13 protein-coding genes are annotated in these 22,707 nt (G+C 71.6%); 3 read left to right on the top strand and 10 right to left on the bottom strand.

Features of this window, described 5'->3' with window-relative positions:
• Window positions 1-7 precede the first annotated feature (7 nt).
• Entirely contained in the window at window positions 8-1,273 is a 1,266-nt protein-coding gene (gene dxr, locus AB0K80_RS19950; RefSeq protein WP_365671338.1) for a 1-deoxy-D-xylulose-5-phosphate reductoisomerase, read from the bottom strand.
• Window positions 1,274-1,368: 95 nt separating this feature from the next.
• Window positions 1,369-3,309 carry an acyl-CoA dehydrogenase family protein gene (locus tag AB0K80_RS19945; RefSeq protein WP_365671336.1) on the bottom strand — a complete coding sequence of 647 codons (1,941 nt, stop codon included), beginning with the start codon at window positions 3,307-3,309 and terminating at the stop codon, window positions 1,369-1,371.
• A 340-nt stretch (window positions 3,310-3,649) separates the two neighbouring features.
• On the opposite strand from AB0K80_RS19945, the gene AB0K80_RS19940 reads away from it, so the two are divergent.
• Together AB0K80_RS19940 and AB0K80_RS19935 are read left to right on the top strand one after the other, a co-directional pair.
• Window positions 3,650-4,663, top strand: a complete 1,014-nt coding sequence (locus AB0K80_RS19940; protein ID WP_365671335.1) for a LacI family DNA-binding transcriptional regulator — start codon at window positions 3,650-3,652, stop codon at window positions 4,661-4,663.
• A gap of 113 nt (window positions 4,664-4,776) precedes the next feature.
• Entirely contained in the window at window positions 4,777-6,819 is a 2,043-nt protein-coding gene (locus AB0K80_RS19935; protein WP_365671333.1) for a TIM-barrel domain-containing protein, read from the top strand.
• Window positions 6,820-6,869: 50 nt separating this feature from the next.
• Here the strand turns inward: AB0K80_RS19935 and AB0K80_RS19930 are convergent, their stop codons facing one another.
• From AB0K80_RS19930 to AB0K80_RS19900, 7 genes are all read right to left on the bottom strand, one after another.
• Window positions 6,870-7,583: a hypothetical protein gene (locus tag AB0K80_RS19930; RefSeq protein ID WP_365671332.1), complete on the bottom strand. Its 714-nt coding sequence runs from the start codon at window positions 7,581-7,583 to the stop codon at window positions 6,870-6,872.
• A gap of 35 nt (window positions 7,584-7,618) precedes the next feature.
• On the bottom strand, window positions 7,619-9,811 hold the full coding sequence (locus AB0K80_RS19925; RefSeq protein ID WP_365671330.1) for a glycoside hydrolase N-terminal domain-containing protein: 2,193 nt from the start codon (window positions 9,809-9,811) through the stop codon (window positions 7,619-7,621).
• Window positions 9,808-11,772: a beta-galactosidase gene (locus AB0K80_RS19920; protein WP_365671328.1), complete on the bottom strand. Its 1,965-nt coding sequence runs from the start codon at window positions 11,770-11,772 to the stop codon at window positions 9,808-9,810. The genes AB0K80_RS19925 and AB0K80_RS19920 overlap by 4 nt, the downstream gene beginning before the upstream one ends.
• Window positions 11,772-13,985, bottom strand: a complete 2,214-nt coding sequence (locus tag AB0K80_RS19915; RefSeq protein ID WP_365671326.1) for a 1,4-beta-glucanase — start codon at window positions 13,983-13,985, stop codon at window positions 11,772-11,774. The genes AB0K80_RS19920 and AB0K80_RS19915 overlap by 1 nt, the downstream gene beginning before the upstream one ends.
• Before the next feature lie 116 nt (window positions 13,986-14,101).
• On the bottom strand, window positions 14,102-15,064 hold the full coding sequence (locus tag AB0K80_RS19910; RefSeq protein ID WP_365671324.1) for a carbohydrate ABC transporter permease: 963 nt from the start codon (window positions 15,062-15,064) through the stop codon (window positions 14,102-14,104).
• A complete protein-coding gene (locus AB0K80_RS19905; RefSeq protein WP_365671321.1) occupies window positions 15,061-16,095 on the bottom strand; it encodes an ABC transporter permease subunit in 1,035 nt (344 codons plus the stop codon). The genes AB0K80_RS19910 and AB0K80_RS19905 overlap by 4 nt, the downstream gene beginning before the upstream one ends.
• 27 nt (window positions 16,096-16,122) lie before the next feature.
• Window positions 16,123-17,817, bottom strand: a complete 1,695-nt coding sequence (locus AB0K80_RS19900) for an extracellular solute-binding protein (RefSeq protein WP_365671319.1) — start codon at window positions 17,815-17,817, stop codon at window positions 16,123-16,125.
• A 370-nt stretch (window positions 17,818-18,187) separates the two neighbouring features.
• Here AB0K80_RS19900 and AB0K80_RS19895 point away from each other — a divergent pair, with 370 nt between their 5' ends.
• Entirely contained in the window at window positions 18,188-21,025 is a 2,838-nt protein-coding gene (locus AB0K80_RS19895) for a glycoside hydrolase family 3 C-terminal domain-containing protein (protein ID WP_365671317.1), read from the top strand.
• Between the two features lie 127 nt (window positions 21,026-21,152).
• Here the strand turns inward: AB0K80_RS19895 and AB0K80_RS19890 are convergent, their stop codons facing one another.
• Window positions 21,153-22,598, bottom strand: coding sequence for an aldehyde dehydrogenase family protein (locus tag AB0K80_RS19890; RefSeq protein ID WP_365671315.1), 1,446 nt, complete (start codon window positions 22,596-22,598; stop codon window positions 21,153-21,155).
• Between the last annotated feature and the right edge of the window lie 109 nt (window positions 22,599-22,707).

Below are 22,707 nucleotides of genomic sequence, written 5' to 3'. Positions count from 1 at the left end.
AGGGTCGTCATGCACGGGCCTCCGCCGTCTGTGCCGCCAGTTCCCGGGCCCGGGTCCGCGCCCAGGTCTCCGCTTCGAGGACGTCCGGCACGGTGAGCGAGGTTCCCGTGCCCGCGGTGCCGTGGTCCTCGTGTTCCTCGACGATGCGAGTGACGGTCTCCATGATGCCGTTGAAGGGGAGGGTGCCCTGCCGGAACGCCTCCACGCACTCCTCGTTGGCCGCGTTGAACACCGCCGGGGCGGTGCCGCCGAGCTCGCCGACGTGCCGGGCGAGGTTCACCGACGGGAACGCCTCGTTGTCGAGCGGGAAGAACTCCCAGGTCGAGGCCTTGCTCCAGTCGAAGCTCGGGGCCGCGTCGGGGACGCGGTCGGGCCAGCCGAGGCCGATGGCGATGGGCCCGCGCATGTCGGGCGGGGTCGCCTGGGCCAGTGTCGATCCATCCGTGAACTCAACCATCGAGTGCACATACGACTGGGGATGCACGACCACCTCAATGCGGTCGAAGGGAATGTCGTACAGCAGGTGCGCCTCGATGACCTCCAGGCCCTTGTTGACGAGGGTCGCGGAGTTGATCGTGATGACCGGGCCCATGGCCCAGGTGGGGTGGGCGAGGGCGTCCTCGACGGTGACGTGCGCCAGTTCCTCCTTCGTACGGCCGCGGAAGGGGCCGCCCGAGGCGGTGACGACCAGTTTGCGGACGTCGGCCCGGGTGCCGGCGGCCAGCGCCTGGAAGAGGGCGGCGTGCTCGGAGTCCACGGGGATGATCTGGCCGGGCTTGGCGAGGGCCTTGACCAGCGGGCCGCCCACGATGAGCGACTCCTTGTTGGCGAGCGCGAGGGTGCGGCCCGCCTCCAGGGCGGCCAGGGTCGGGGCGAGGCCGATGGAGCCGGTGATGCCGTTCAGGACCGTGTGGCAGTCGCGGGAGGCGAGCTGTGTGGCCGCGTCCGGCCCGGCCAGGATCTCGGGGAGCGGCTCCCCCGTGCCGTACTGCGCGGCGAGCGCCTCGCGCAGGTCGGGGACGACGTCCTCACGGGCGACCGCGACCGTGCGCACCCGCAGCCGGCGGGCCTGCTCGGCGAGCAGCGGGACGCGGCCGCCGTTGGCGGACAGGCCGGTGACCCGGAACCGCTCGGGGTTGCGCAGCACCAGGTCGATGGCCTGGGTGCCGATCGACCCGGTGGAGCCGAGGATCACGACGTCCTTGGGGCCGTCGCCCGCCACCGGGTCGTACACCAGGTGCGGGTCGGCGAGGGGGGCTGGAGAGTCGCTCATTCCCCCATTGTCCTCACCGCGGGTCGCTGCCGGGACAGCGCGTCCCCCCTCCCGGGGGCGCGCGCCGCATGGGCGCGCGCCCGGTGTGGGGCAGGTCACCGGATCGGCCGGTGGACGTTCTCCCGCTGGGACGGGCCGGGGGTGGCGTCGGCGATCCACGGGCCGTCGCCCGACGGGTCGATGACGCCCTGTTCCAGCCAGGCGTAGGTGCCGGACAGCACGCCCTTGACGACGGTGCGGTCGAGGTCGTCGGTGTTGCTCCACAGCCGGCCGAAGAGCTCCTCGACGCGGATGCGGGCCTGGCGGCAGAAGACGTCGGCGAGTTGGTAGGCCTCGCGGCCGTTCTCGCCCCGGCTGCGCAGCAGTTCGGCACGTACGCAGGCGGCGCTCATCGCGAACAGTTCGGCGCCGATGTCCACGATCCGGCCGAGGAAGCCCTGCTTGCTCTCCATCCGGCCCTGCCAGCGGGACATGGCGTAGAAGGTGGAGCGGGCGAGCTTGCGGGCGGTGCGTTCGACGTAGCGCAGGTGGCCGGAGAGGTCCACCTCGTGCTTGAACTCACCGAAGGTGCCGGGGAGCTGCCCGGGGCCCGCGACCAGCTTCGGGAGCCACTTGGCGTAGAAGACACCGGCGTTCGCGCCCGCCCTCGCCTTGTCCGAGAGGGACTTGTCGGGGTCGATGAGGTCGCCCGCGACCGACAGGTGGGCGTCGACCGCCTCGCGCGCGATCAGCAGGTGCATGATCTCGGTGGAGCCTTCGAAGATGCGGTTGATGCGCAGGTCGCGCAGGACCTGCTCGGCCGGGACGCCCCGCTCGCCGCGGGCCCGCAGCGACTCGGCGGTCTCGAAGCCGCGGCCGCCGCGGATCTGGACCAGCTCGTCGGCGATCTTCCAGCCCATCTCGGAGGCGTACAGCTTGGCGAGGGCGCCCTCGATGCGGATGTCGTTGCGGTCCTCGTCGGCCATCTGCGCGGACAGGTCGGACACGGCCTCCAGGGCGAAGGTGGTCGCCGCGATGAAGGAGATCTTCGACCCGACCGCCTCGTGGTGCGCGATCGGCTTGCCCCACTGCTCGCGGGCCGCCGACCACTCCCGGGCGATCTTCAGGCACCACTTGCCCGCCGCCACGCAGGACGCGGGCAGGGAGAGCCGTCCGGTGTTGAGGGTGGTCAGGGCGATCTTCAGGCCCTGCCCCTCCTCGCCGACGCGGTTGGCGGCGGGGACGCGGACCTGGTGGAAGCGGGTGACGCCGTTCTCGATGCCGCGCAGGCCCATGAAGGCGTTGCGGTTCTCCACGGTGACGCCGGGCGAGTTGGTCTCCACCACGAAGGCGGTGATGCCGCCGCGGTGGCCCTCGCTCCTGGGCACCCGGGCCATGACGACCAGCAGGTCGGCGACCACGCCGTTGGTGGTCCACAGTTTCACTCCGTCGAGGACGTACTCGTCCCCGTCCGGTACGGCGGTCATGGCGAGGCGGGCCGGGTCGGAGCCGACGTCCGGCTCGGTCAGCAGGAAGGCGCTGATGTCGGTGCGGGCGCAGCGCGGCAGGAACCGCTCCTTCTGCTCCGGCGTGCCGAACAGCTTCAGCGGCTGCGGCACCCCGATCGACTGGTGGGCGGAGAGCAGCACGCCGATCGCGGGGCTGACGGAGCCGGCCAGGGTGAGCGCCTTGTTGTAGTACACCTGCGTCAGGCCCAGGCCGCCGTACTTGGTGTCGATCTTCATGCCGAAGGCGCCGAGCTCCTTCAGCCCGTCGATCACCTCGTCGGGGATGCGCGCCTCGCGCTCGATGAGGGCGCCGTCGACCTTGGTCTCGCAGAAGTCGCGGAGCTTGGCGAGGAACTCCTCGCCGCGCTGGGCGGCCTCCTCGGTCGGGAGCGGGTGGGGGTGGATGAGGTCGAGCCGGAAGCGCCCGAGGAACAGTTCCTTGGCGAAGCTGGGCTTGCGCCACTCCTGTTCCCGGGCGGCCTCGGCGACCTGGCGGGCCTCGCGTTCCGTGACGGCCGGACGGGAGGAGGGGGTGCTGGGGGCGGACATGAGGGTCACCTCGCCGCATAGTGGGATGTCTGGGACCGTTCGTTACCGACCAGTGCTACTGGATCGTTGGTACCCGAAACCGGACGCTCCCACCAGTCCTCGCGCGTCCGTTCAGCCGATGGCGGCGGCGGCGCACCTGCGGTCGCGGGCCTCCGGTAAGGGCTTGCCGCAGGTAGCGTCGTCCCGTCGGCCCTCCCGGTCGGCGTGGACGGGATCGGCATCGAAGCGCTTCGACAGCCTATGGACACCCACCCCTGCTGGAGCTACTGTCGAACCACCCTCACCCACTGTATTCAGCAACGCGCACTGTCGAAGCGCTTCACAAAGCTTGGAGAGCTGGATGGTCACCCTCGCCGAGGTCGCCCAGCACGCCGGAGTCTCGGCGAGCACGGTGAGCTATGTCCTCAGCGGCAAGCGGTCCATCTCCGCGACCACCCGGCAGCGGGTCGAACAGAGCATCCGCGAGCTCGGGTACCACCCGAACGCCGGGGCCCGCGCCCTGGCCAGCAGCAAGTCGAACATCATCGCGCTGATGGTTCCGCTGCGCACCGACATGTACGTGCCGGTGATGATGGAGATCGCCATCGCGGTGGCCACCACGGCCCGCACGCACGGCTACGACGTGCTGCTGCTCACCGGTGAGGAGGGCCCGGACGCGGTGCGCCGGGTCACCGGCAGCGGGCTCGCCGACGGGATGATCCTGATGGACGTCGAACTCGACGACGAGCGGCTGCCGTTGCTGCGCGCGACCGACCAGCCCTCGGTGCTGATCGGGCTGCCCGCCGACACCACCGGCCTGACCTGCGTCGACCTCGACTTCAAGGCGACCGGCGCGCTGTGCGTGGAGCACCTTGCGGCGCTCGGGCACCGCGATGTCGCCGTCATCGGCGAGGCACCGGCGGTCTACGAGCGGCACACCGGCTTCGCCGAGCGCACCCTGGACGGGCTCAGGTCCCGCGCGAAGGAGCTGGGCGTCCGGCTGCTGCACCGGCCGTGCGAGGGCGGGTACGACGCGATGGCCGTCACCCTCGCCCGGATCCTCGACGAACGCCCGGACACCACGGGGTTCGTCGTGCAGAACGAGTCGGCGGTCGAGCCGCTGCTCGCCCTGCTGCGGCAGCAGGGGCGGGCCGTTCCGGAGGACGTGTCGGTGGTCGCGATCTGCCCCGACCAGGTCGCCGTGCAGGCCTCGGTGCGGCTGACCTCCGTCGCCATCCCGGCCCAGGAGATGGGCCGGCACGCCGTGGACCACCTGGTCGCCAAGTTCGAGGGGCGCGGCAAGGACGAGGTCGTGCTGCTCGCGCCCGAGCTGACCGTCCGGGCGAGCACGGGACCGGCGCCCGTCCGGCCGTAGGGCCGCCTGCTCAGGTCACCGGCACTCCCCCGACCCGTACGTCACCGGCCGTCGCGCACCGCCCGGGCCCGCCAGGGCACCCCCCTGTCTGCACTCCTCCAGGAGCACGCCACGTGAACCAGCCTGCCGAAGTCCAGCCCAAGGTCAGCCTCGCCCAGTCCTCCCCCACCGTCGGCACGTTCCGCGAGCGGGACGGCGCGCTGGAGTGGAGCGGCCGCCAGGAGACGCTGCGGATCGAGCCGTGGGGCCCGGACGCGGTCCGGGTCCGGGCCCGGCTCGGCGGTCCGGTCCTGACGGGCCTGCCCGGAGCACTGCTCGACGAGCCGCCCGCGGTGCCGGCCACGGTGAAGATCGAGGAGGGGCGGGGCCGGCTGACCGTCGGCGCCCTCACCGTCGAGGTGGACGCGGAGGGCCTCGTCCGGTTCCTGCGCACCGCCGACGGCGGCGAGCTGCTCGCCGAGGAGCGCGCCCACTTCTGGTGGCCGGGGCCGCGCCTCTACACCGCCGTCGGCAACGGCCACCACCGCCTCGAGCAGCGCTTCGCCGCCTATGACGACGAGAAGCTGTACGGCCTCGGCCAGCACCAGCACGGCCGGCTCGACCAGAAGGGCCTGGTGCTGGACCTGGTGCAGCGCAACGCCGAGGTCGGCATACCGGTGCTCACCTCCAGCCGGGGCTACACCCTGCTGTGGAACAACCCGGCGATCGGCCGGGTCGAGCTCGCCCACAACGGCACCCGGTGGGTGGCGGACTCGGCCCGCCAGATCGACTACTGGATCACCGCCGGCGCGCCGGCCGACGCCCAGCGCCGCTACAGCGCGGTGACCGGGCGCACGCCGATGCTGCCGGAGTGGGCGGCGGGCTTCTGGCAGTGCAAGCTGCGCTACCGCACCCAGGACGAACTCCTCGCGGTGGCCCGGGAGTACAAGCGGCGGGGCCTGCCCCTGTCCGCGATCGTCTGCGACTTCTTCCACTGGACGCACCTGGGCGAGTGGAAGTTCGACCCGAAGGAGTGGCCGGACCCGGCGGCGATGGTGCGCGAGCTGGACGAGATGGGCGTCAAGCTGGTGGTGAGCGTGTGGCCGTCGGTCTCGCCGCTGAGCGAGAACCACCCGGTGATGGAGCAGCGCGGCTACTTCATCGGCACCCAGTACGGCCCGATGGCCCACGCCGACTGGCCGGACAAGGAGGTGGCGTCCACGGTCCAGGTGGCGTTCTACGACGCCACCAACCCGGACGCCCGTCAGTTCGTGTGGTCGAAGGTCAAGGAGAACTACCTCGACCCGTACGGCATCACCGCGTTCTGGCTGGACGCCTGCGAGCCGGAGCTGAAGCCGGGCTTCCAGGAGAACCTGCGCTACTGGGCGGGCCCGGGCCTGGAGGTCGGCAACCTCTACCCCGCCGAGAACGCCCGGACGTTCTACGAAGGCCTGCGCGCGGCCGGCGAGGAGGAGGTGATCACCCTCAACCGCTCGGCGTGGGCGGGCAGTCAGCGCTACGGCGCCGCCCTGTGGTCCGGGGACATCGGCACCGACTTCGCGACCCTGCGCCGCCAGATCGCGGCCGGCCTGAACACGGCCCTGTCGGGCATCCCGTGGTGGAACACCGACATCGGCGGCTTCCACGGCGGCGACCCGGACGACGAGGCGTACCGCGAGGTGATGGTCCGCTGGTTCCAGTTCGGCGCGCTGTCCCCGCTGATGCGCCTGCACGGCTTCCGGGAGCCGGGCATGCCGCTGGGCCCGCAGATGACGGGCGGCCCCAACGAGGTGTGGTCGTACGGGGAGCGGGCCGGGGCGATCATGGAGCGGTATCTGCGGCTGCGCGAGCGCCTGAGGCCCTACGTGCTGGACGTGATGCGCGCGGCCCACGAGGAGGGGCTGCCCGTGATGCGGCCGCTGTTCCTGGAGTTCCCCGGCGACGGGGCGGCCTGGTCGGTCGACGACGCCTACCTCTTCGGCCCCGACCTGCTGGTGGCCCCGGTGCTCAGCGCGGGCGCCATCCGCCGCACGGTCTACCTGCCGGCGGGCGCGGCCTGGACGGACGCGTGGACGGGTGAGACGTACCAGGGCGGCCGGACGGTGACGGTCGACGCCCCGCTGGACCGCATCCCGCTGTTCCTGCGGGACGGGGCACGGCTGCCGATCGCCGAGTGAGGCGCGCCGCAAGGGGCCGGTCCGCGGACCGGCCCCTTCCGGGTGCCGTGTCAGCTGCTGCTGACGGTGAGGTTGTTGGTGGTGAAGTTCAGGCCGCCGGAGGAGGAGGTGATCTCGTAGCCGAACTGCACGTCACCGATGGTCTCGTTGCCCATCCACCTCTTGGTGTCCTTGATCCACTTCAGGATCGGCAGGATGTTGACCGTGCCGGAGGTGGAGTTGGACGTGCGGATGAACGAGAAGACCTCGTTGGCGCCGTTGGTGCCCTTGTAGACCGTCCAGGTGTGGCCGCCGAGGGTGACGTTGCCCTGGGAGGTGCCGAGCGGGCCGACGGGCCCGGTCTTGTTGACCCAGAGCATGATCTCGTAGTCGTAGTCGGTGTCCCAGATGTCGTACGAGGTGTTGTACGCGCCGGACGACGGGACGGTGACGTTGTAGCTGCTGGTGAGCGAGGTGAGGGAGGTGATCGTCTTGTTGATCACCTTCTTGGAGTCGGGGTAGGACTTGATGCCGCCGGTGTTGGGGTGGTTGGCCCACACGCCCCAGTTGGTGCCGGAGTTGGCCCAGATGCACTGGCTGCCGGCACCGGAGCCCCAGATGTTGTTGTAGAGCGTGTAGCCGTTCAGGGACGTGTTGGCCCACTGGTCGCAGGAGTTCCAGACGGCCGCGGAGGCGGGGGCGGAGGCGAGGCCGACGGTGGCGCCGAGCGCCAGGGCGGGGGCCAGCAGGGCTTTGGTGACCTTGCTCAGCGTGCGTGTTGCCATGGTGTCCCTTCCATGGGTGGGGGGAATGAGGGGAGTTACCACGCCCTCAGCGTCAGGACGTGGTCTTCTCCGGCGACCAGGTGGAGGGGCTGGGCGCCGGTGGAAGTCCTGAGTTCGATACGGCAGGTGCGGCTCGGGCGCAGGACGGCGCGCGCCTCGCCGTCCGGGCTCCAGGTGAGGTCGAGTACGGCCCCGAAGCGCGTGCGGACGCCCCGCAGGGCGCCGCCGGCGTACGCCTTCGGCAGTGCGGGCAGCAGCACCAGCCGGTCGGGGGTCGACTGCACCAGCATCTCGATCAGCACGGCGGGCAGGGTGTGGGCCGCGTCGGCGTTGTAGACGTCCCGCTTCGGGTAGTGCGCGCTCATCAGCGAGGCGTGGAAGAAGTCGCCGTCGAGGACCTGCCCGAGGGCGTGGGCGACCCGGTCGCCGTCCCTGAGGCGGGCCGCGATCAGGGCGTGGTGCAGGTGGCCGTGCGCGGAGTCGTTCTCGGCGCCGCGCAGTGCCAGGGCGCGGTGGGCGGCCGCCGCCAGGGCGGGGGTGTCGTAGGGGGTGATCTCGTCCAGCGGCCAGACGCCGTACAGGTGACTGAGGTGGCGGTGGTCGTAGGAGTCCTCCAGGCCGGGCCAGGCCCACTCGGCGAGGGCGCCGTCCTCGTTGATGCGGTGCGGGGGGAGCCGGTCGGCCAGGGCCCGCCAGCGGTCGGCCTCGGGGGTGCCCGGGTGGTAGTCGGCCGCGGTGCGCAGGGCGTGGCGGGCCGCCGAGAGGTCCATGGCCGCGTTGAGGGCGCCCCAGCTCGCGTTGGCGGGCCGGTTCTCGGGCGAGTAGGAGGGGACGACGACCAGGTGGCCGTCGCTGTCGGTGCGGGTGAGGAAGTCCTCGTAGAAGAGGGCGACTTCGGCGAGGGCCGCGGCGGTGCGCGGGTCGCGGGTGCCGTAGGTCTCGTCGTGGTCGACGAGCGGCTTGAGCAGCCAGTCGGCGCCGGCGGTCCACAGGTGGAGCGGGTACTCGCGGTCGAAGTGGTAGGAGTGCCCGGACTCGCCGTCGGTGTGCGCGGGGGCGACGGCCCCCCGGGTGCCGAAGACGGCGCGGGCGTTGTCCCGCCAGTCGGGCAGCTGGCGGTGGATCAGCGCGGCCAGGGCCCCGGTCACCTCCGGGAGGGCGGCGGCCGCGGCGGAGGCGGTCTGGAGGTTGACGTTGGCGTCGTTGGTGAAGGCGCCCGACCAGGCCGTGTCCCAGTCGCCGGTCCACAGACCGGTCAGGCGGGGCGGGTTGAGGCCGCTCGCGGAGAGCAGGTGGTAGCGGCCGGCGGCGAAGAGACGTTCCAGCAGGGCTGCGCTGCGCGTGCGCTTGAGCAACTGCGAGCCGGGCAGGGCGCGTTCGGCGGGGTCGGCGGCGAGGTCGAGGGTGACGCGCTGGTAGGCGGTGCGGTGCAGGGCGAGGTGGCGGTCGAGGAGCTCGTCGAACACGGGGGGCAGCTCGCGCAGGGCGCGGCCCTCGGCGATCGTGTCCAGTTCGCCGGTGTGCCGCCACACACGCGTGAGGAGCAGGACGGCCTCGGCGCCCTCGATGCGGACGCCCGGCGGCACCAGGGCCGTGGTGCCGCCCGTGACGGTGACCTGGGTGACGCCGGTGAACGCCCGGTCGCTGTCCGGGTAGCGGGCGCGCAGGCTGAGCAGGGCGCCGTCGGGGGTGAGGACGGCGCCGTGGCCGATACCGAGCCCGGCGGGGGCGCCGGGGAGGCGGTGGTCCAGCGCGATGTCGACGCTGAGGCCGGGGCCGGTGACGTGCTGGACGATCACGTCGTCGGCGCGGGAGACGAAGACGCGGCTGGTCCACCCGGTGCACGCCGCCCGGACGACGCCCGTCGTGAAGTCCACGGAGCGCCGGTAGCCGCGTACGGCGTCCTCGGCCCGCTCCAGCCGGATCCGGAAGGCCGGGTGGAAGGGCTGCACCCACTGGAGCGGGCGTCCGTCGGTGAAGCCCTCGGCGGCGGTGAGGTCGCCCGCCAGGAGGCGGTCCTGGAGGGCGGGCAGGCCGGCGGCGAGCCGCGGGGGGCGGGTGTCGCTGCCGTTGGGCCGGACGAGGGTGTGGTGGGTGACGATCACCTGGTCGTGGTGCGGGTCGCCGAACACGAGGGTGCCGTGCCGGCCGTTGCCGCTGAGGAAGGCGTCCTCCCAGCGGGCGGCCGGGGCCGGCTCCCAGGTGCCGTGCGTGGGTCCTTCGGTCATGGCCGCAGCACCGCCACTCCGTAGCGGCCGAGGGTGACCCGGTCGGTGACGGTCGTCTCCGTCAGCAGGTCCCGGTGGGTGCCGGGGACGTCGACGGTCACCGGTTCGCGGCCGTGGTTGAGCAGGAACAGCAGGTCACCGCGGCGGACCGCCTCGACCGGCTCCGGCAGGCCGGCCAGCACCGGGCGGACGCCCGCGTCCCGGGCGATCCGCCCGAGCAGGTCGCGCAGGGCCTCCGGCTCGGGGAGCGTGGAGAGGTACCAGGCGCGGTCCCGGCGCAGCACGGCGGGCAGCCCGTCCAGCTCCCCGCCCTTGTACGGGACCGTCTCGGTGCCCTCGGCGGCCTCGATCTCCTCGGACCACAGGGTTCCGCGAAAGCCGTCGCAGGCCACCGTCTCCCCCGCGTCCAGCGGCCACCACTCGTGCAGCGTGCGCAGGCCGAACAGTTCCCGCAGCCGGGCGTCCATGCCGCCGGGCCGCACCCGGTCGTCCTCGTCGGCGACGCCGGTGAGGAAGCCGGAGACGAGGGTGCCGCCGCCCCGGACGTACGCCAGGAGGTTGTCGATCGCCGCGTCGGTCAGCGCGTACAGCTGCGGGACGACGACCAGCCGGTACCCGGACAGGTCGTGCTCGGGGTGGGCGAGGTCGGTGGTGAGGTGCGCCTGCCACAGGGCGCGGTGCCAGGCGCGCAGCACCTCCGGGTAGTCCACCCGGGTGGAGGGCCTGCCGTCCTGGGCGCCGGCCCACCAGGCGTGCCAGTCGTGCAGGACGGCGACCTCGGCCCGCACGTGCCGGCCCGTCACCGCGTGCGAGATCCTCGCCAGGTCCGCGCCGAGCTGCTTGACCTCCTGGTACGTACGCCCCTGCTCCCCGGCGTGGCTGACCATGCCCGAGTGGAACTTCTCGGCGCCCTGCCGGGACTGCCGCCACTGGAAGTAGCAGATCGCGTCGGCCCCCCTGGCCACGGCCTGCAGCGACCACAGGCGGTTGAGGCCGCGCGGCTTGGGGTGGTTCACGCCCCGCCAGTTGACGGGCCCGGCCGCCTGTTCCATGAGCATCCAGGGGCCGCGTGCCTGGGAGCGGGTCAGGTCCTGCACCAGAGCGCCCTGCTGGGCTCCGAGGGGGTCACGGGGGTCGGGGTACAGGTCGACGGAGACGACGTCCTCCTCCTCGGCCCAGCGCCAGGCGTCCTGCCCGATCCACAGCGGCATGAAGTTGGTGGTGACCGGGATGTGCGGGGTGTGGCGGCGGACGATGTCCCGTTCGGCGGCGTAGCACTCCAGGAGCATGTCGGAGGTGAAGCGCCGGAAGTCCAGGACCTGGGTGGGGTTGCGCAGGTAGTGCGGCAGGCGGGGCGGCAGGATGCCGTCCCAGGTGTCGTAGCCCTGGCTCCAGAAGGCGGTTCCCCAGGCGGTGTTGAGGGCGTCGAGGGTGCCGTACTTCTCGCGCAGCCAGCGGCGGAAGGCCGCCGCGGCCTGGTCGCCGTAGTCGAAGGTGCAGTACTCGTTGTTGATGTGCCACATCGTCAGGGCCGGGTGGCCGGCGTAGCGGGCGGCCAGGTCCTCGGTGATGGCGGCGGCGTAGCGGCGGTAGGTGGCGCTGGAGTGCGAGAAGTGCTGCCGGCCGCCCCACCACTCGGTGCGGCCGTCCTCGGTGACGGGCAGGGTGTCGGGGTGCAGCCGGCCCATCCACGGGGGCGGTGCGGAGGTCGGGGTGGCCAGGACGACGCCGATGCCGTGGGCGTGCATCAGGTCCATCACCGTGTCCAGCCAGCCGAACTCCCTCGCGCCCGGCTCGGGTTCCAGCTTCGACCAGGAGAAGACGCCGAGGGTGACGGAGGTGACGCCGGCGTCCCTCATCAGCCGGACGTCCTCGTGCCAGACCTCCTCGGGCCACTGCTCGGGGTTGTAGTCGCCGCCGTAGAGGATGCGGCCGCGGGTGGCGTCGCGCAGGCCGGGCATCAGGCAGGCTCCCCGTACTGGATGCCGCGTCCGTTGGTGGCGAGGTAGACCCGGCCGTACACGCGCGGGTCGCCGGTGATGGCCGCGCCGGTCCAGCCCCACTGGTGGCGGTCGTCGTTGATCCGCGTCCAGGTCTTCGCCTCGTCGTCGGAGCGGTAGACGGCGTTGAAGCCCTCGATGGCGCCGACCAGGTAGAGCGCCGGGTAGGAAGCGCCCTTGGCGGCCTTGCCGAAGCCCAGGGTGTGCGCGGCCCGGCAGCTGCCGACCCTGGTGAAGGTCGCGCCGCCGTCGGTGGAGCGGTACAGCCCGTTGCCCTTGAGGCTGAGCCACAGGTCGCCGGTACGGCCCGGGGCGGCCCTCAGTTGGAACTCGCTGTCGCCCGAGCTCAGCCCGGTGGCCCGCGCGGTGAAGGTCAGGCCGCCGTCGGTGCTGGCGAACAGCGTGCCGGTCGTGGTGTCGAACGCGTAGAAGCGGGCCGGGTCGACGGGGTCCGCGACCGGGGCGGCACCTTTGGGGAAGGAGGCGACCTCGGACCACGTGGTGCCGTTGTCCGCCGAGCGGTGGGCCGCGTACCGGGTGCCGTCCCAGTGCACGAAGGACCACAGCAGCACGCTGCCGTCGGCGCTCACGGCGACCGGCCCGGGCGCGTCCTTGGCGAGGGCGGGCTGGGTCGTGAAGGGCGTCCAGGTCCGGCCCCCGTCGTCCGAGTGGGCGCCGTTGCCGTGGTCGCCCCAGCCGGTGCGCACGACGTACGACGGCTTCAGCGCGGCCTGCGCCAGGCCCGTGGCCGTCCCGAACACCGGGTTGGTGGCCATGCCGCGGGACGGGGAGGCGGTGAGCTTCTCGTGGTACATCACCCCGACGTCCCCCGAGCCGCTGATCAGGTGGGCCTGTCCGGCGGGGGGCGAGATGAGATGGCGCACGGACGCCTCCTCCAGGCCGCGGATCTGTGGGGCCCAGTGCTTCAGGTCCCGGGTGCCGTAGAGGGTAGCGCCGGTGCCGTACACGAGGTGCCGGGGGTCGTACGGGTCGAGCGCGAGCGCCTGGATCCACCAGCCGAACTTGGGCTCGTCCTGGCCCCATGTGAGGTACGGGGTCTCCGAGACGTCGAGGACGGCGGTGTCCTTCAGGGAGGTCCAGGTGCGGCCGCCGTCGGTGGAGCGGAAGAGGGTGTCGATCGCGGACCAGCGGTTGTTGGTGGAGACGACGACCGTGCCGGGGCGGCGGGCGTCGACGGCGACGCCGCCGTAGCCGAAGGTGTCGGCGGACCCGTCGGGCGTGGTGCCGCCCGGCTTCACGGGGGTGACCTCGGTCCACGTGCCGTTCGCGGTGCAGAGCTTGTGCACACTGCCGTTCGACTGGCCGTTCGGCCCGGGGGCGTCGGCGTAGGTCACGTACAGCTCGCGGGCGTGCCGGTCGTACGCGGCCCGGATCGGCACCTTGGCGGCGGCACCGGCGGGCCGGCCCGGGACGGGCTCCCAGGTGGTGCCGTCGGTGGTCCGGTAGAGGTTCGCCGTGCTGCCGTCGGAGTCGCCCCAGCCCGCGTAGACGGCCCGCCCGGCGGCGACGAGCAGGGTGATGCCCTGACCGGTGGCGCTGGGGGTGGCGGGGAAGTCGGCCGGCTTCCAGGTGGCGCCGCGGTCGGTCGACCTGAGCAGCCCGTCGTGCCGGGTGCCCAGCCACAGGGTGTCGCTGTCCCGCGGGTCGACGAGCAGCCGCTCGCCGCAGCCGCGCCCGTCCTCGTTGGCGCCGAGCTTCACCGTGAGGTCGGTGCGCAGCCAGGTGGCACCGCGGTCCTCCGACCGCAGCACGGCGCCGTTGCCCGCCCAGGCCTGGGTGTAGGTGCCGAGGGCGAGGTACAGCCGGTCCGGGTGGGCGGGGTCGACGGCCATCGCCTCGACGCCGAGCAGGTTCCAGTCGTCCCAGCCGAGGTGGTCGGTCAGCGGGGTCCAGCGGCCGAGGCGGTCCTCCCAGCGGTAGGCGCCGCCGATGTCGGTGCGGGCGTAGGCGAGGCCGCGGACGCAGGGGTGGAAGAGCACGCCGGTGATGAAGCCGGTACCGCCCATGACGGCGTTGCGCCAGCGGTAGGCGGCGGCTGGTGCGGTGCCTTCGGCGGCCTGGGCGGGCCCGGGCCGAAGGGGGACGGTGGTGAGGGCGGCGGCGGCCGCGGTGCCGGCGAGGACGGCTCTTCTGCTGAGGCGGGACGCGTGCATGACATACCTCGTTCTTCACAAGGGGGAGACACACCTGGGGGCGCGGGGAACTGCGCGACAAGCCACGACGGACCCGCAGAGAAGCGACGGCAGACGGCCCTGCGGCGAGAGGGCGTTCAGCCCTTGACGGCGCCCGTGAGCATGCCCTTCTTGAAGTGCTTCTGCACGAAGGGCGACAGGACGGCCACCGGCAGCAGGGCCAGCACCATGACCGCCATCTGAACGGCCAGCCCCGACAACTGACCGGTCTTGATGGCCTGGCCCAGGCCGACCGGCGCTTCCTGCTTCTGCACCAGCTGGATCATGACGTTCTGCAACGGCATCATGTCCTGGTCGTTCAGGTAGATCGACGCGTTGAACCAGGCACTCCAGTAGCCGACGGCGTAGAACAGCGTGATCACGGCGAGCACCGCGCGCGACAGCGGCATGACGATCTGCCAGAGGATGCGCAGGTCCCCGGCCCCGTCGATGCGCGCGCTGTCGACCAGTTCCTGCGAGACCCCCATGAAGAAGCCGCGCAGCACCAGGATGTTGAAGACGCTCACCGCGCTCGGCAGGATCAGCGCGAGATAGGTGTCCGTCAGGCCGAGGGACTGCACCAGCAGGTACGTGGGGATGAGGCCGGCGCTGAAGAACATGGTCGCCAGCAGCGTCATCAGGATCCAGCGGTGGCCGAGGGACCCGCTGCGGGACAGGCCGTAGGCGCACAGGACGGACACCGTCATCGAGAACAGCGTGCCGACCAGGGTGACGAGGACACTGATGATCGTGGCGCGGGTGACCTGGCCACCACTGAGCAGTTCCTTGTAGGCGATGAAGGTGATGCCGTCGGGCACCAGCACCAGGCCGCCCGCCTTGTCGATGGTCTTCCGCGAGGACAGGCTCGTGACGACCACGATCCACAGCGGGAAGAGGACGGCCAGGCAGGCGAACGACAGGGCGATGCCCTTGCCCGCGAGACCGGCTTTGGAGGGCTTCTCCTCCCACGCCGGGCGGGGCGGGGCCTGCCACCAGCGGGGGGCCTTTCGCTGCGGAGCCGGTCCGGTGTCCTGGCGCGGCTCCCACATCACGGACGTCATTTCTTGTACACCCCCTGCTCGCCCATGAGATGGGCCACCTTGTTCGCGGCGAGGACCAGGCCGATGCTGACCACGCCCTTGATCAGACCGGCGGCGGCCGCGTAGCTGAAGTCCTGGTTGCGCACACCGTTCCACCACACGAAGGTGTCGAGGACCTCCCCCGCGCCCGGTCCGACGCCGTCGCGTTGCAGCAGGATCTGCTCGAACCCGACGGTCAGGGCGTCGCCGACGCGCAGCACGAGGAGCAGGGCGATCACCGGGCGCAGGGCGGGAAGCGTGACGTGCCACATGCGGCGCCAGCGTCCGGCGCCGTCCATCGCGGCGGCCTCGTACAGGTCCGGGCTGACCGACGCCAGGGCGGCGAGGAAGACGATGATCCCCCACCCGGCGTCCTTCCACACGCTCTGCGCGGTGATGAGGAAGGGGAAGGTGTCCGGGTTGGTCATGATGTCGAGGCCGTCGTAGCCGTTCTGCCTGAGCAGCTGGGAGAGCATGCCGGCGCCGCCGAACATCTGCTGGAAGACGGCGATGACCAGCACCCACGAGAAGAAGTGCGGCAGGTAGAGAACCGCCTGCGCGACGGCCCGCACCCGGGGCCGGACCACGCTGTTGATGAGCAGCGCGAGCAGGATCGGGATCGGGAAGAACAGCACGAGCTGGACGAAGAACAGCACCAGCGTGTTCTCGACGGCGTTCCAGAAGGCCGAGTCCTCGAAGATCCGCTGGAAGTTCTCCAGGCCCACGAAGGGGCTGTTCAGGATGGAGACGACGCCGTTGTCGCTGATGTAGGGGTCGTAGTCCTGGAAGGCGACGACGTTGCCGAGGATGGGCAGGTAGTTGAAAACCAGCACCAGCAGGACGGCCGGCAGTGTCATGAGGATCAGGACGCGGTCGCGCCGGAACCTGTGCCTCAGGCTCAGCTTTCCCGTGGGTGGCTGCTGCCGGGGACCGGTGGCATCACAGGACACCACCGGAGTCTTCTCGGGCATGTCGGCCTCAGTACCGCTGCGAGGCACCGTGCTGTGGGACACGGCTGTTCTCCTTGCCTCAGAGCCTGGTCAGCTCGCCGCCGAGCCGTTCTCGTCGAGAAGCTTCTTGTACCAGTCGCGCAGCTTGTCGCCCCCCTTGCTCTTCCAGTCGGAGATGGCCTGCTGCATGTCGCTGATCTTCTTGTGCCCGCGGATGATGTCGTCCTCGAGCTGCTCGAAGTCGTTGGCGAGGTTGGTGTAGCGGGAGGGCTCGGTGATCTGCAGGCCCCAGAACGACGACTTCTTGGTGAAGGCGCCCATCCGCTGCTGCCATTCGACCTGGGCCCTGGTGTACTCCGGGAGGTCGGGGTGTGCGATGGTCGCGGCGGGGCTCGCCACAAAGACGTAAGTGTTGTTGACCTCGTTGTTGCCCTTGTCGTTCTTGACGGGGGCGCCGTCCTTGAGCGTGTAGTGGGTGCCCTCGACACCGTAGTTGGTCATCATCCACTCCTTGGTGCCGTACGGCGCCGCGGTGACGTTGGCGACCGCCAGGACGTCGCGGATGACGGACTCGGAGGCCTTCTTGTTGACGAAGGCGAAGATGTTCGCCGGCATCGTGGCGTACAGCGTCGGGTCACCGCCGTCGTGGCCCCAGATGTCCATGCCCCAGACCTTGACGTCGGGGTTCTGGGCCATCAAGGAGGCCTGCTGCACGTACCAGTTGGAGATGTCGTTGTTCCAGATCAGAAACTCGCCGGCGGCGAACTTGGGGGCCGGGTCCCCGATCTGGCTCTTGCCCAGCTTGAAGTTGGGGTGGACGACTCCGGCGGCGAACAGCTTGCGCGTCCACTCGATGGCTTCCAGGTACTCCGGGGTCTCGATGCGGTTGATCAGCTTGCCGTCGACCAGGTTCCACCAGAGCGGCTTCTCACCGCCCCCGAGCACGCCGAAGTTCATGAACGCGGTCCACTTCATGTCACCGCATGCCCACCGCTTGGCCCTGGGGTTGGTGATCTCCTTGCACAGGGCCATGAACTCGTCGGCGGACCGCGGGATCTCGTAGCCCTCCTTGTCGAAGATGTCCTTGCGGTAGAGAGGCACGATGTTCGGGACGTACCCGGCGGGCATCGGCAGACCCATGAGCTTGCCGCCGAATATGGAGCGCCGCCAGGCGTCGCTGGGGATCGCCGCGAGGTTGGGATACTCCTTGACCTTGTCCCCGGACAGGTACGGGCCCAGGTCGGCGAACTTGCTGATGATGGCGCTGGGTATCTTGCCCATCATGTTCCAGCTGGGAACGACGACCACGTCCGGGACGTCGCTGGAGGCGAGCACCGCGCCGACCTTCTGGTCGTAGGTGTTGCCGTCCTGGTTGCGCCACTGGACGTCGACGCCGATCAGGTCGTTCATCGCCGTGTAGTAGGGGTTGTTCTGCTTCGGCGGCGAGCCCCAGAACGGCGCCATGATGGTCACCTTGCCGCCCTTGCCGAGCTTCTTCGGCACCGACGTCTTGAGGGTGGCGATGTCGAGCTTGCCGGTGAAGCCCATCGCGGAGCCGTTCTTGGACGGGATGTCCGGCTTCACGATGCCGCTGGCCACGAACGTCGGCAGGATCTTCTGCGCGTCCTTGCCCGACGTCGTACCGTCACGCGAGCCGCCGTCCGAACCGCCGCAGGCGGCGAGCAGCGGCATCCCCCCGGCCACCGCTGCGGTGGCGACCGCCGTGGAGGCGAGGAAACTTCTCCGGCTCGGTCCGGAGGAGGCGGAGGCGGCGTTCGGCGTCATTGCGTCAACCCTTCATGGCGCACCAGGACACCCGGCGGAGGAGCCGTCGGCTGCGGTGTCTCGAGTGGATCTGGCTGAGCTGAGGTTCTTCCGGCACATCACCGAGGTCCACACGCCGCCCGGCGGCGGGCCTCGCAGTCGAAGCGCTTCGATGTTGCTGCGAGGTTAAGTGAACACCCAGGGGTGCACAAGGGTCGCTTCCAAGTTTCCTGCGGGGTGTGCGCGATCGCGTTCCGACTCCTGTGTCACTTGATCTGCCGGTGAGAGAACGGAGTTGTAACGCCGGGGAGTCTTGACACCGACCGCCCGTCGAATGAGCATCGAAGCGCTTCGAAAGCGCCGCACCGCTCCGTCTCAAGGGGAACCCCACGTGACCGCACCCACGCCGCCCGTGCCGCCGTTCCGCGATCCGCAGTTGCCGATCGCGAAGCGCATCGACGATCTCCTCGCGCGGTTGACGCTCGACGAGAAGACCGGGTTCCTGCACCAGTTCACGCCCACCGTCGAACGGCTCGGCATCGCGGCCTTCCGCACCGGGCAGGAGGCGCTGCACGGCGTGGCGTGGATGGGCCCGGCGACGGTGTTCCCGCAGGCCGTCGGGCTCGGTGCCACCTGGAACCCGGAGCTCGTACGGCGGGTCGGCGAGGCGGTGTCGCAGGAGGTCCGCGCCCTGCGGGCGCGCGACGAGCGGGTCGGCCTCAACATCTGGGCGCCGGTGGTGAACCTGCTGCGCCACCCGCTGTGGGGCCGCAACGAGGAGGGCTACTCCGAGGACCCGAAGCTGACCTCGGCGATCGCCACCGCCTACACCCACGGACTGCGCGGCGGCCACCCGGTGTACTGGCGCACGGCGCCGGTCCTGAAGCACTGGCTGGCGCACAACAACGAGACCGACCGGTCGACGACGTCGAGCTCGGTCCGCCCGCGGGTGCTGCACGAGTACGACCTGCGGGCCTTCCGCGAGACGGTCGAGGCGGGCGCGGTGGCCGGGGTGATGCCGGCGTACAACCTGGTCAACGGCCGCCCCAACCACGTCTCCCCGTACCTGCGCGAGCACCTGCGCACCTGGACCGACGAGGACCTGCTGGTCTGCTCGGACGCCGGCGCGCCCTCCAACCTGGTCGACTCCGAGCACTACTACGACACCCACGAGGAGGCCGTCGCCGCCTCGCTCCTCGCCGGTGTCGACAGCTTCACCGACCACGGCACGGACAGTTCGCAGATCATCGCCCGGGTGCGCGGCGCCCTGGAGCAGGGCCTGCTGACCGAGGCCGACATCGACACGGCGGTGCGCCGCCAGCTCTCGGTGCGCTTCCGGCTCGGCGAGTTCGACGGCCACGACGAGGCCGGGGCGTTCGACACGCCGGAGCACCGCGCGCTGGCGCGGGAGGCCGCCGAGCAGGCGATCGTGCTGCTCAAGAACGACGGGCTGCTCCCCCTCGCCCCCGGCACCCGGATCGCCGTGGTGGGACTGCTGGCCGACGAGTGCAAACTCGACTGGTACAGCGGCACGCTGCTGCACCGCTCCACCCCGCTGGAGGGCCTGTACGAGCGGTTCGGCGCCGAGCGGGTGGAGTTCGCGGAGGGCGTGGACCGGATCCGGCTGAAAACCGCCGCCGGTACGTTCCTGCACGTCCCGCCCGCGGACGGCACCGGCACCGAGGCACCCGGCGCCGAGGGCGCCCTCGACCCGGCCCTGCTCACGGGCCGCACCGACCTGCCTGCGCTGACCACCGACCCCGTCGGCACCGAACTCGCGCTCGTGGACTGGGGCGAGGACGTCCTGACCCTGCGCGCGCCCGACGGCCGCTACCTCTCGGTCGCCGAGGACGGCTACCTGCGTGCCTCCGCCGACCAGCCCGGCGGCTGGTTCGTCCAGGAGACCTTCCGTCTCGAACCGCACGGGGACGGCCACCTCCTCAGGCACCTGGGAACGGATCGGCACGTCACGGTCGCCGCCGACGGCGTGAAGGTTGCCCCGGCGGACGCGGAGGATGCCGAGGTCTTCGAGGTGGTCGTCGTCGAGCGCGGCGAGGACGCCGTCACCCGGGCCGCCGCGCGGGCCGACGTGGTCGTGGTGGTCGCGGGCAACGACCCGCACATCAACGGCCGGGAGACGCAGGACCGGACGACCCTGCGGCTGCCCGGCCACCAGGAGCGGCTGCTGCGCGCCGCCCGGGCGGCGAACCCGGACACCGTGCTGACGCTTGTCTCCGCCTACCCCTACGCGGTCGAGGCGGCGCCGCTCCCGGCGCTGCTGTGGACCGCGCACGGCGGCCAGGCCGCCGGCACCGCCCTGGCCCGTGTGCTGGCCGGTGACGTCTCCCCCGCGGGCCGTCTGCCGCAGACCTGGTACGCCGACGACGGCGACCTGCCCGACCTGCTCGACTACGACGTGATCGGCAGCCGCCAGACGTACCTGTACTTCGATGGCACCCCACTGTTCCCCTTCGGGCACGGCCTGTCGTACGCGTCCTTCGCCTACGGCGACCTGGCGGCGCACGTGGAGGCCGGGTCGGTGCGGGTCTCCTTCTCGGTCACCAACACCGGCGAGCGCACCGCCGACGAGGTCGCCCAGCTGTACACGCGGGCCGTGAACCCGTCGGTCCCCCGCCCGCGGCGCGAGCTGGTGGCCCACCGCCGGGTCACGCTCGCCCCCGGCGAGAAGGCGGAGCTGTCCTTCGAGGTCCCCTTGTCGTCCTTCGCGTTCTGGGACGTGGCGCAGGGCCGGTGGCGCGTGGAGCCGGGACCGTACGACCTGCTGGCCGGCGCCTCCAGCGAGGACATCCGCCTGCGGACGACCGTCACGCTCGACGGCGAGCCGGGGGCGCCCCGCCAGGTCGCCGAACGCGGCCTGGAGGCGGCCGACTTCGACGAGCAGAGCGGCACGGAGCTCGTCGACCGGACGAAGACGGCGGGCGACGCGGTGACGCCCGCGCCCGGCGCGACGGGGGAACTGGTCTTCCGGGCCTGCGACTTCGGGGCGGGCGTCACCGGGGTGACCGCCGAGGTGGCGGGTGAGGGCGTGCTGGAGCTGTCCCTGGACGGCGGTCCGGCGCTGGCCGTGCTGACCCTTCGTGCGGGGGCGTCCTCGGGCCCGTACGACTACACCTCGCTCGGCGCGCCCGTCGCCGCCGAGGGCGTGCACGACGTGCACCTGAAGCTGCGCGGCCCGGTGCGGCTCGCGCGCGTCGGCTTCTCCGGTTGAGGGTCCGGACGAGGCCGGCACACAGAAGGGGCCCGGCACCGGAAGGCAGCGGTGCCGGGCCTCTTCCCCCAGCCTATATGAAAACGGTTCCCATGAGCTAGAAGCTTCCGGGGACGCGTCCGCGGTCCTACAGGGCGAGTCCGGTCAGGACCATCACGCGCTCGTAGGTGTAGTCCTCCATCGCGAACCGGACGCCCTCACGGCCCACACCGGACTGCTTGGCACCGCCGTACGGCATCTGGTCGGCGCGGTAGGACGGCACGTCGCCGATGATCACTCCGCCGACCTCCAGGGCGCGGTGGGCACGGAAGGCGGTCTGCAGGTCGTGGGTGAACACGCCCGCCTGCAGGCCGTACTTGGAGTCGTTGACGGCGGCGAAGGCCTCGGCCTCGCCGTCCACCTTCTGCACCGTCAGGACGGGCCCGAAGACCTCCTCGCAGGACAGCGTCACGCCGGCCGGTACGTCGGTCAGCACGGTCGGCGCGTAGGAGGCACCCTCGCGCTTGCCCCCGGTGAGCAGGGTGGCCCCGGCCCCGACGGCCTCGCTCACCCACGCCTCGACGCGCTGGGCGGCGTCCTCGCTGATCAGCGGGCCGACGTCGGTGGCGTCGTCGGACGGGTCGCCGGTGACCTGGGCCTCGACGGCGGCGACGATGCGCGGCAGCAGCCGGTCGTACACGGAGGCGTCGGCGATCACGCGCTGCACGGAGATGCAGGACTGGCCGCCCTGGTAGTTGGAGAAGGTGGCGATGCGGTTCGCCGCCCAGTCCAGGTCCTCCTCGCTCGCCCAGTCGGCCAGCACGACCGCCGCGCCGTTGCCGCCGAGCTCCAGGGTGCAGTGCTTGCGCGGCACCGAGTCCATGATCGCGTAGCCGACCTTCTCGGAGCCGGTGAAGGAGATGACCGGCAGGCGCTCGTCCTGCACCAGGGCGGGCATACGGTCGTTCGGCACCGGCAGGATGCTCCAGGAACCGGCCGGGAGCTCCGTCTCGGCGAGCAGTTCGCCGATGAGCAGGCCGGACAGCGGGGTCGCCGGGGCGGGCTTGAGGATGATCGGCGCGCCGGCGGCGATGGCCGGGGCGACCTTGTGGGCGCACAGGTTGAGCGGGAAGTTGAACGGCGCGATGCCGAGCACGACGCCCTTGGGGAAGCGGCGCGTGAGGGCGAGCCGGCCCTGTCCGCCGAGGTCGGTGTCGAGCCGCTGGGCCTCGCCGCCGTTGAAGCGGCGGGCCTCCTCGGCGGCGAACCGGAACACGGACACGGCCCGCCCGACCTCGCCGCGGGCCCACTTGACCGGCTTGCCGTTCTCGGCGGAGATCAGCCGGGCGATCTCCTCGGTGCGCTCGGCGAGCCGCTTGCTGACGTGGTCGAGGGCGGCGGCGCGCACGTGGGCGGGGGTGGCGGCGAACTCGTCCCGTACGGCGTACGCGGCGGCCACGGCCTCCTCGACCTGCGCGTCGGTCGGGACGCTGACCTGGCCGACGACCCGGCCGTCCCACGGGGAGGTGACGTCGAAGCTGTCCTCGCCGGTGACCTGGCGGCCGGCGAGCCAGAAGGCGTGGGTGGAAGTCATAGGTGAGTTCCCGGCCCTTCCGCGTTGGAGTGGATTGCCTGATGTGCAGGGTCCACGGTAGGGCGGCGGCGGCCGGCGGGCGTTTGGCCGGGGTGGAGTGGAGGGGGAC

The organism is Streptomyces sp. NPDC052682 (assembly GCF_040678435.1).
In the GTDB taxonomy this organism is placed as follows: Bacteria; Actinomycetota; Actinomycetes; order Streptomycetales; family Streptomycetaceae; genus Streptomyces.
Note: the sequence above shows the minus strand (reverse complement) of the source record. Positions and strands in the feature narration are given on the sequence as shown.

Excerpts from the sequence above, each read along its gene's own strand:
- AB0K80_RS19890 (WP_365671315.1), bottom strand. The coding sequence starts at position 22,598 with ATGACTTCCACCCACGCCTTCTGGCTCGCCGGCCGCCAGGTCACCGGC.
- AB0K80_RS19920 (WP_365671328.1), bottom strand. The coding sequence starts at position 11,772 with ATGCCCGGCCTGCGCGACGCCACCCGCGGCCGCATCCTCTACGGCGGC.
- AB0K80_RS19945 (WP_365671336.1), bottom strand. The coding sequence starts at position 3,309 with ATGTCCGCCCCCAGCACCCCCTCCTCCCGTCCGGCCGTCACGGAACGC.
- AB0K80_RS19925 (WP_365671330.1), bottom strand. The coding sequence starts at position 9,811 with ATGACCGAAGGACCCACGCACGGCACCTGGGAGCCGGCCCCGGCCGCC.
- AB0K80_RS19915 (WP_365671326.1), bottom strand. The coding sequence starts at position 13,985 with ATGCACGCGTCCCGCCTCAGCAGAAGAGCCGTCCTCGCCGGCACCGCG.
- AB0K80_RS19910 (WP_365671324.1), bottom strand. The coding sequence starts at position 15,064 with ATGACGTCCGTGATGTGGGAGCCGCGCCAGGACACCGGACCGGCTCCG.
- AB0K80_RS19900 (WP_365671319.1), bottom strand. The coding sequence starts at position 17,817 with ATGACGCCGAACGCCGCCTCCGCCTCCTCCGGACCGAGCCGGAGAAGT.
- dxr (WP_365671338.1), bottom strand. The coding sequence starts at position 1,273 with ATGAGCGACTCTCCAGCCCCCCTCGCCGACCCGCACCTGGTGTACGAC.
- AB0K80_RS19930 (WP_365671332.1), bottom strand. The coding sequence starts at position 7,583 with ATGGCAACACGCACGCTGAGCAAGGTCACCAAAGCCCTGCTGGCCCCC.
- AB0K80_RS19940 (WP_365671335.1), top strand. The coding sequence starts at position 3,650 with ATGGTCACCCTCGCCGAGGTCGCCCAGCACGCCGGAGTCTCGGCGAGC.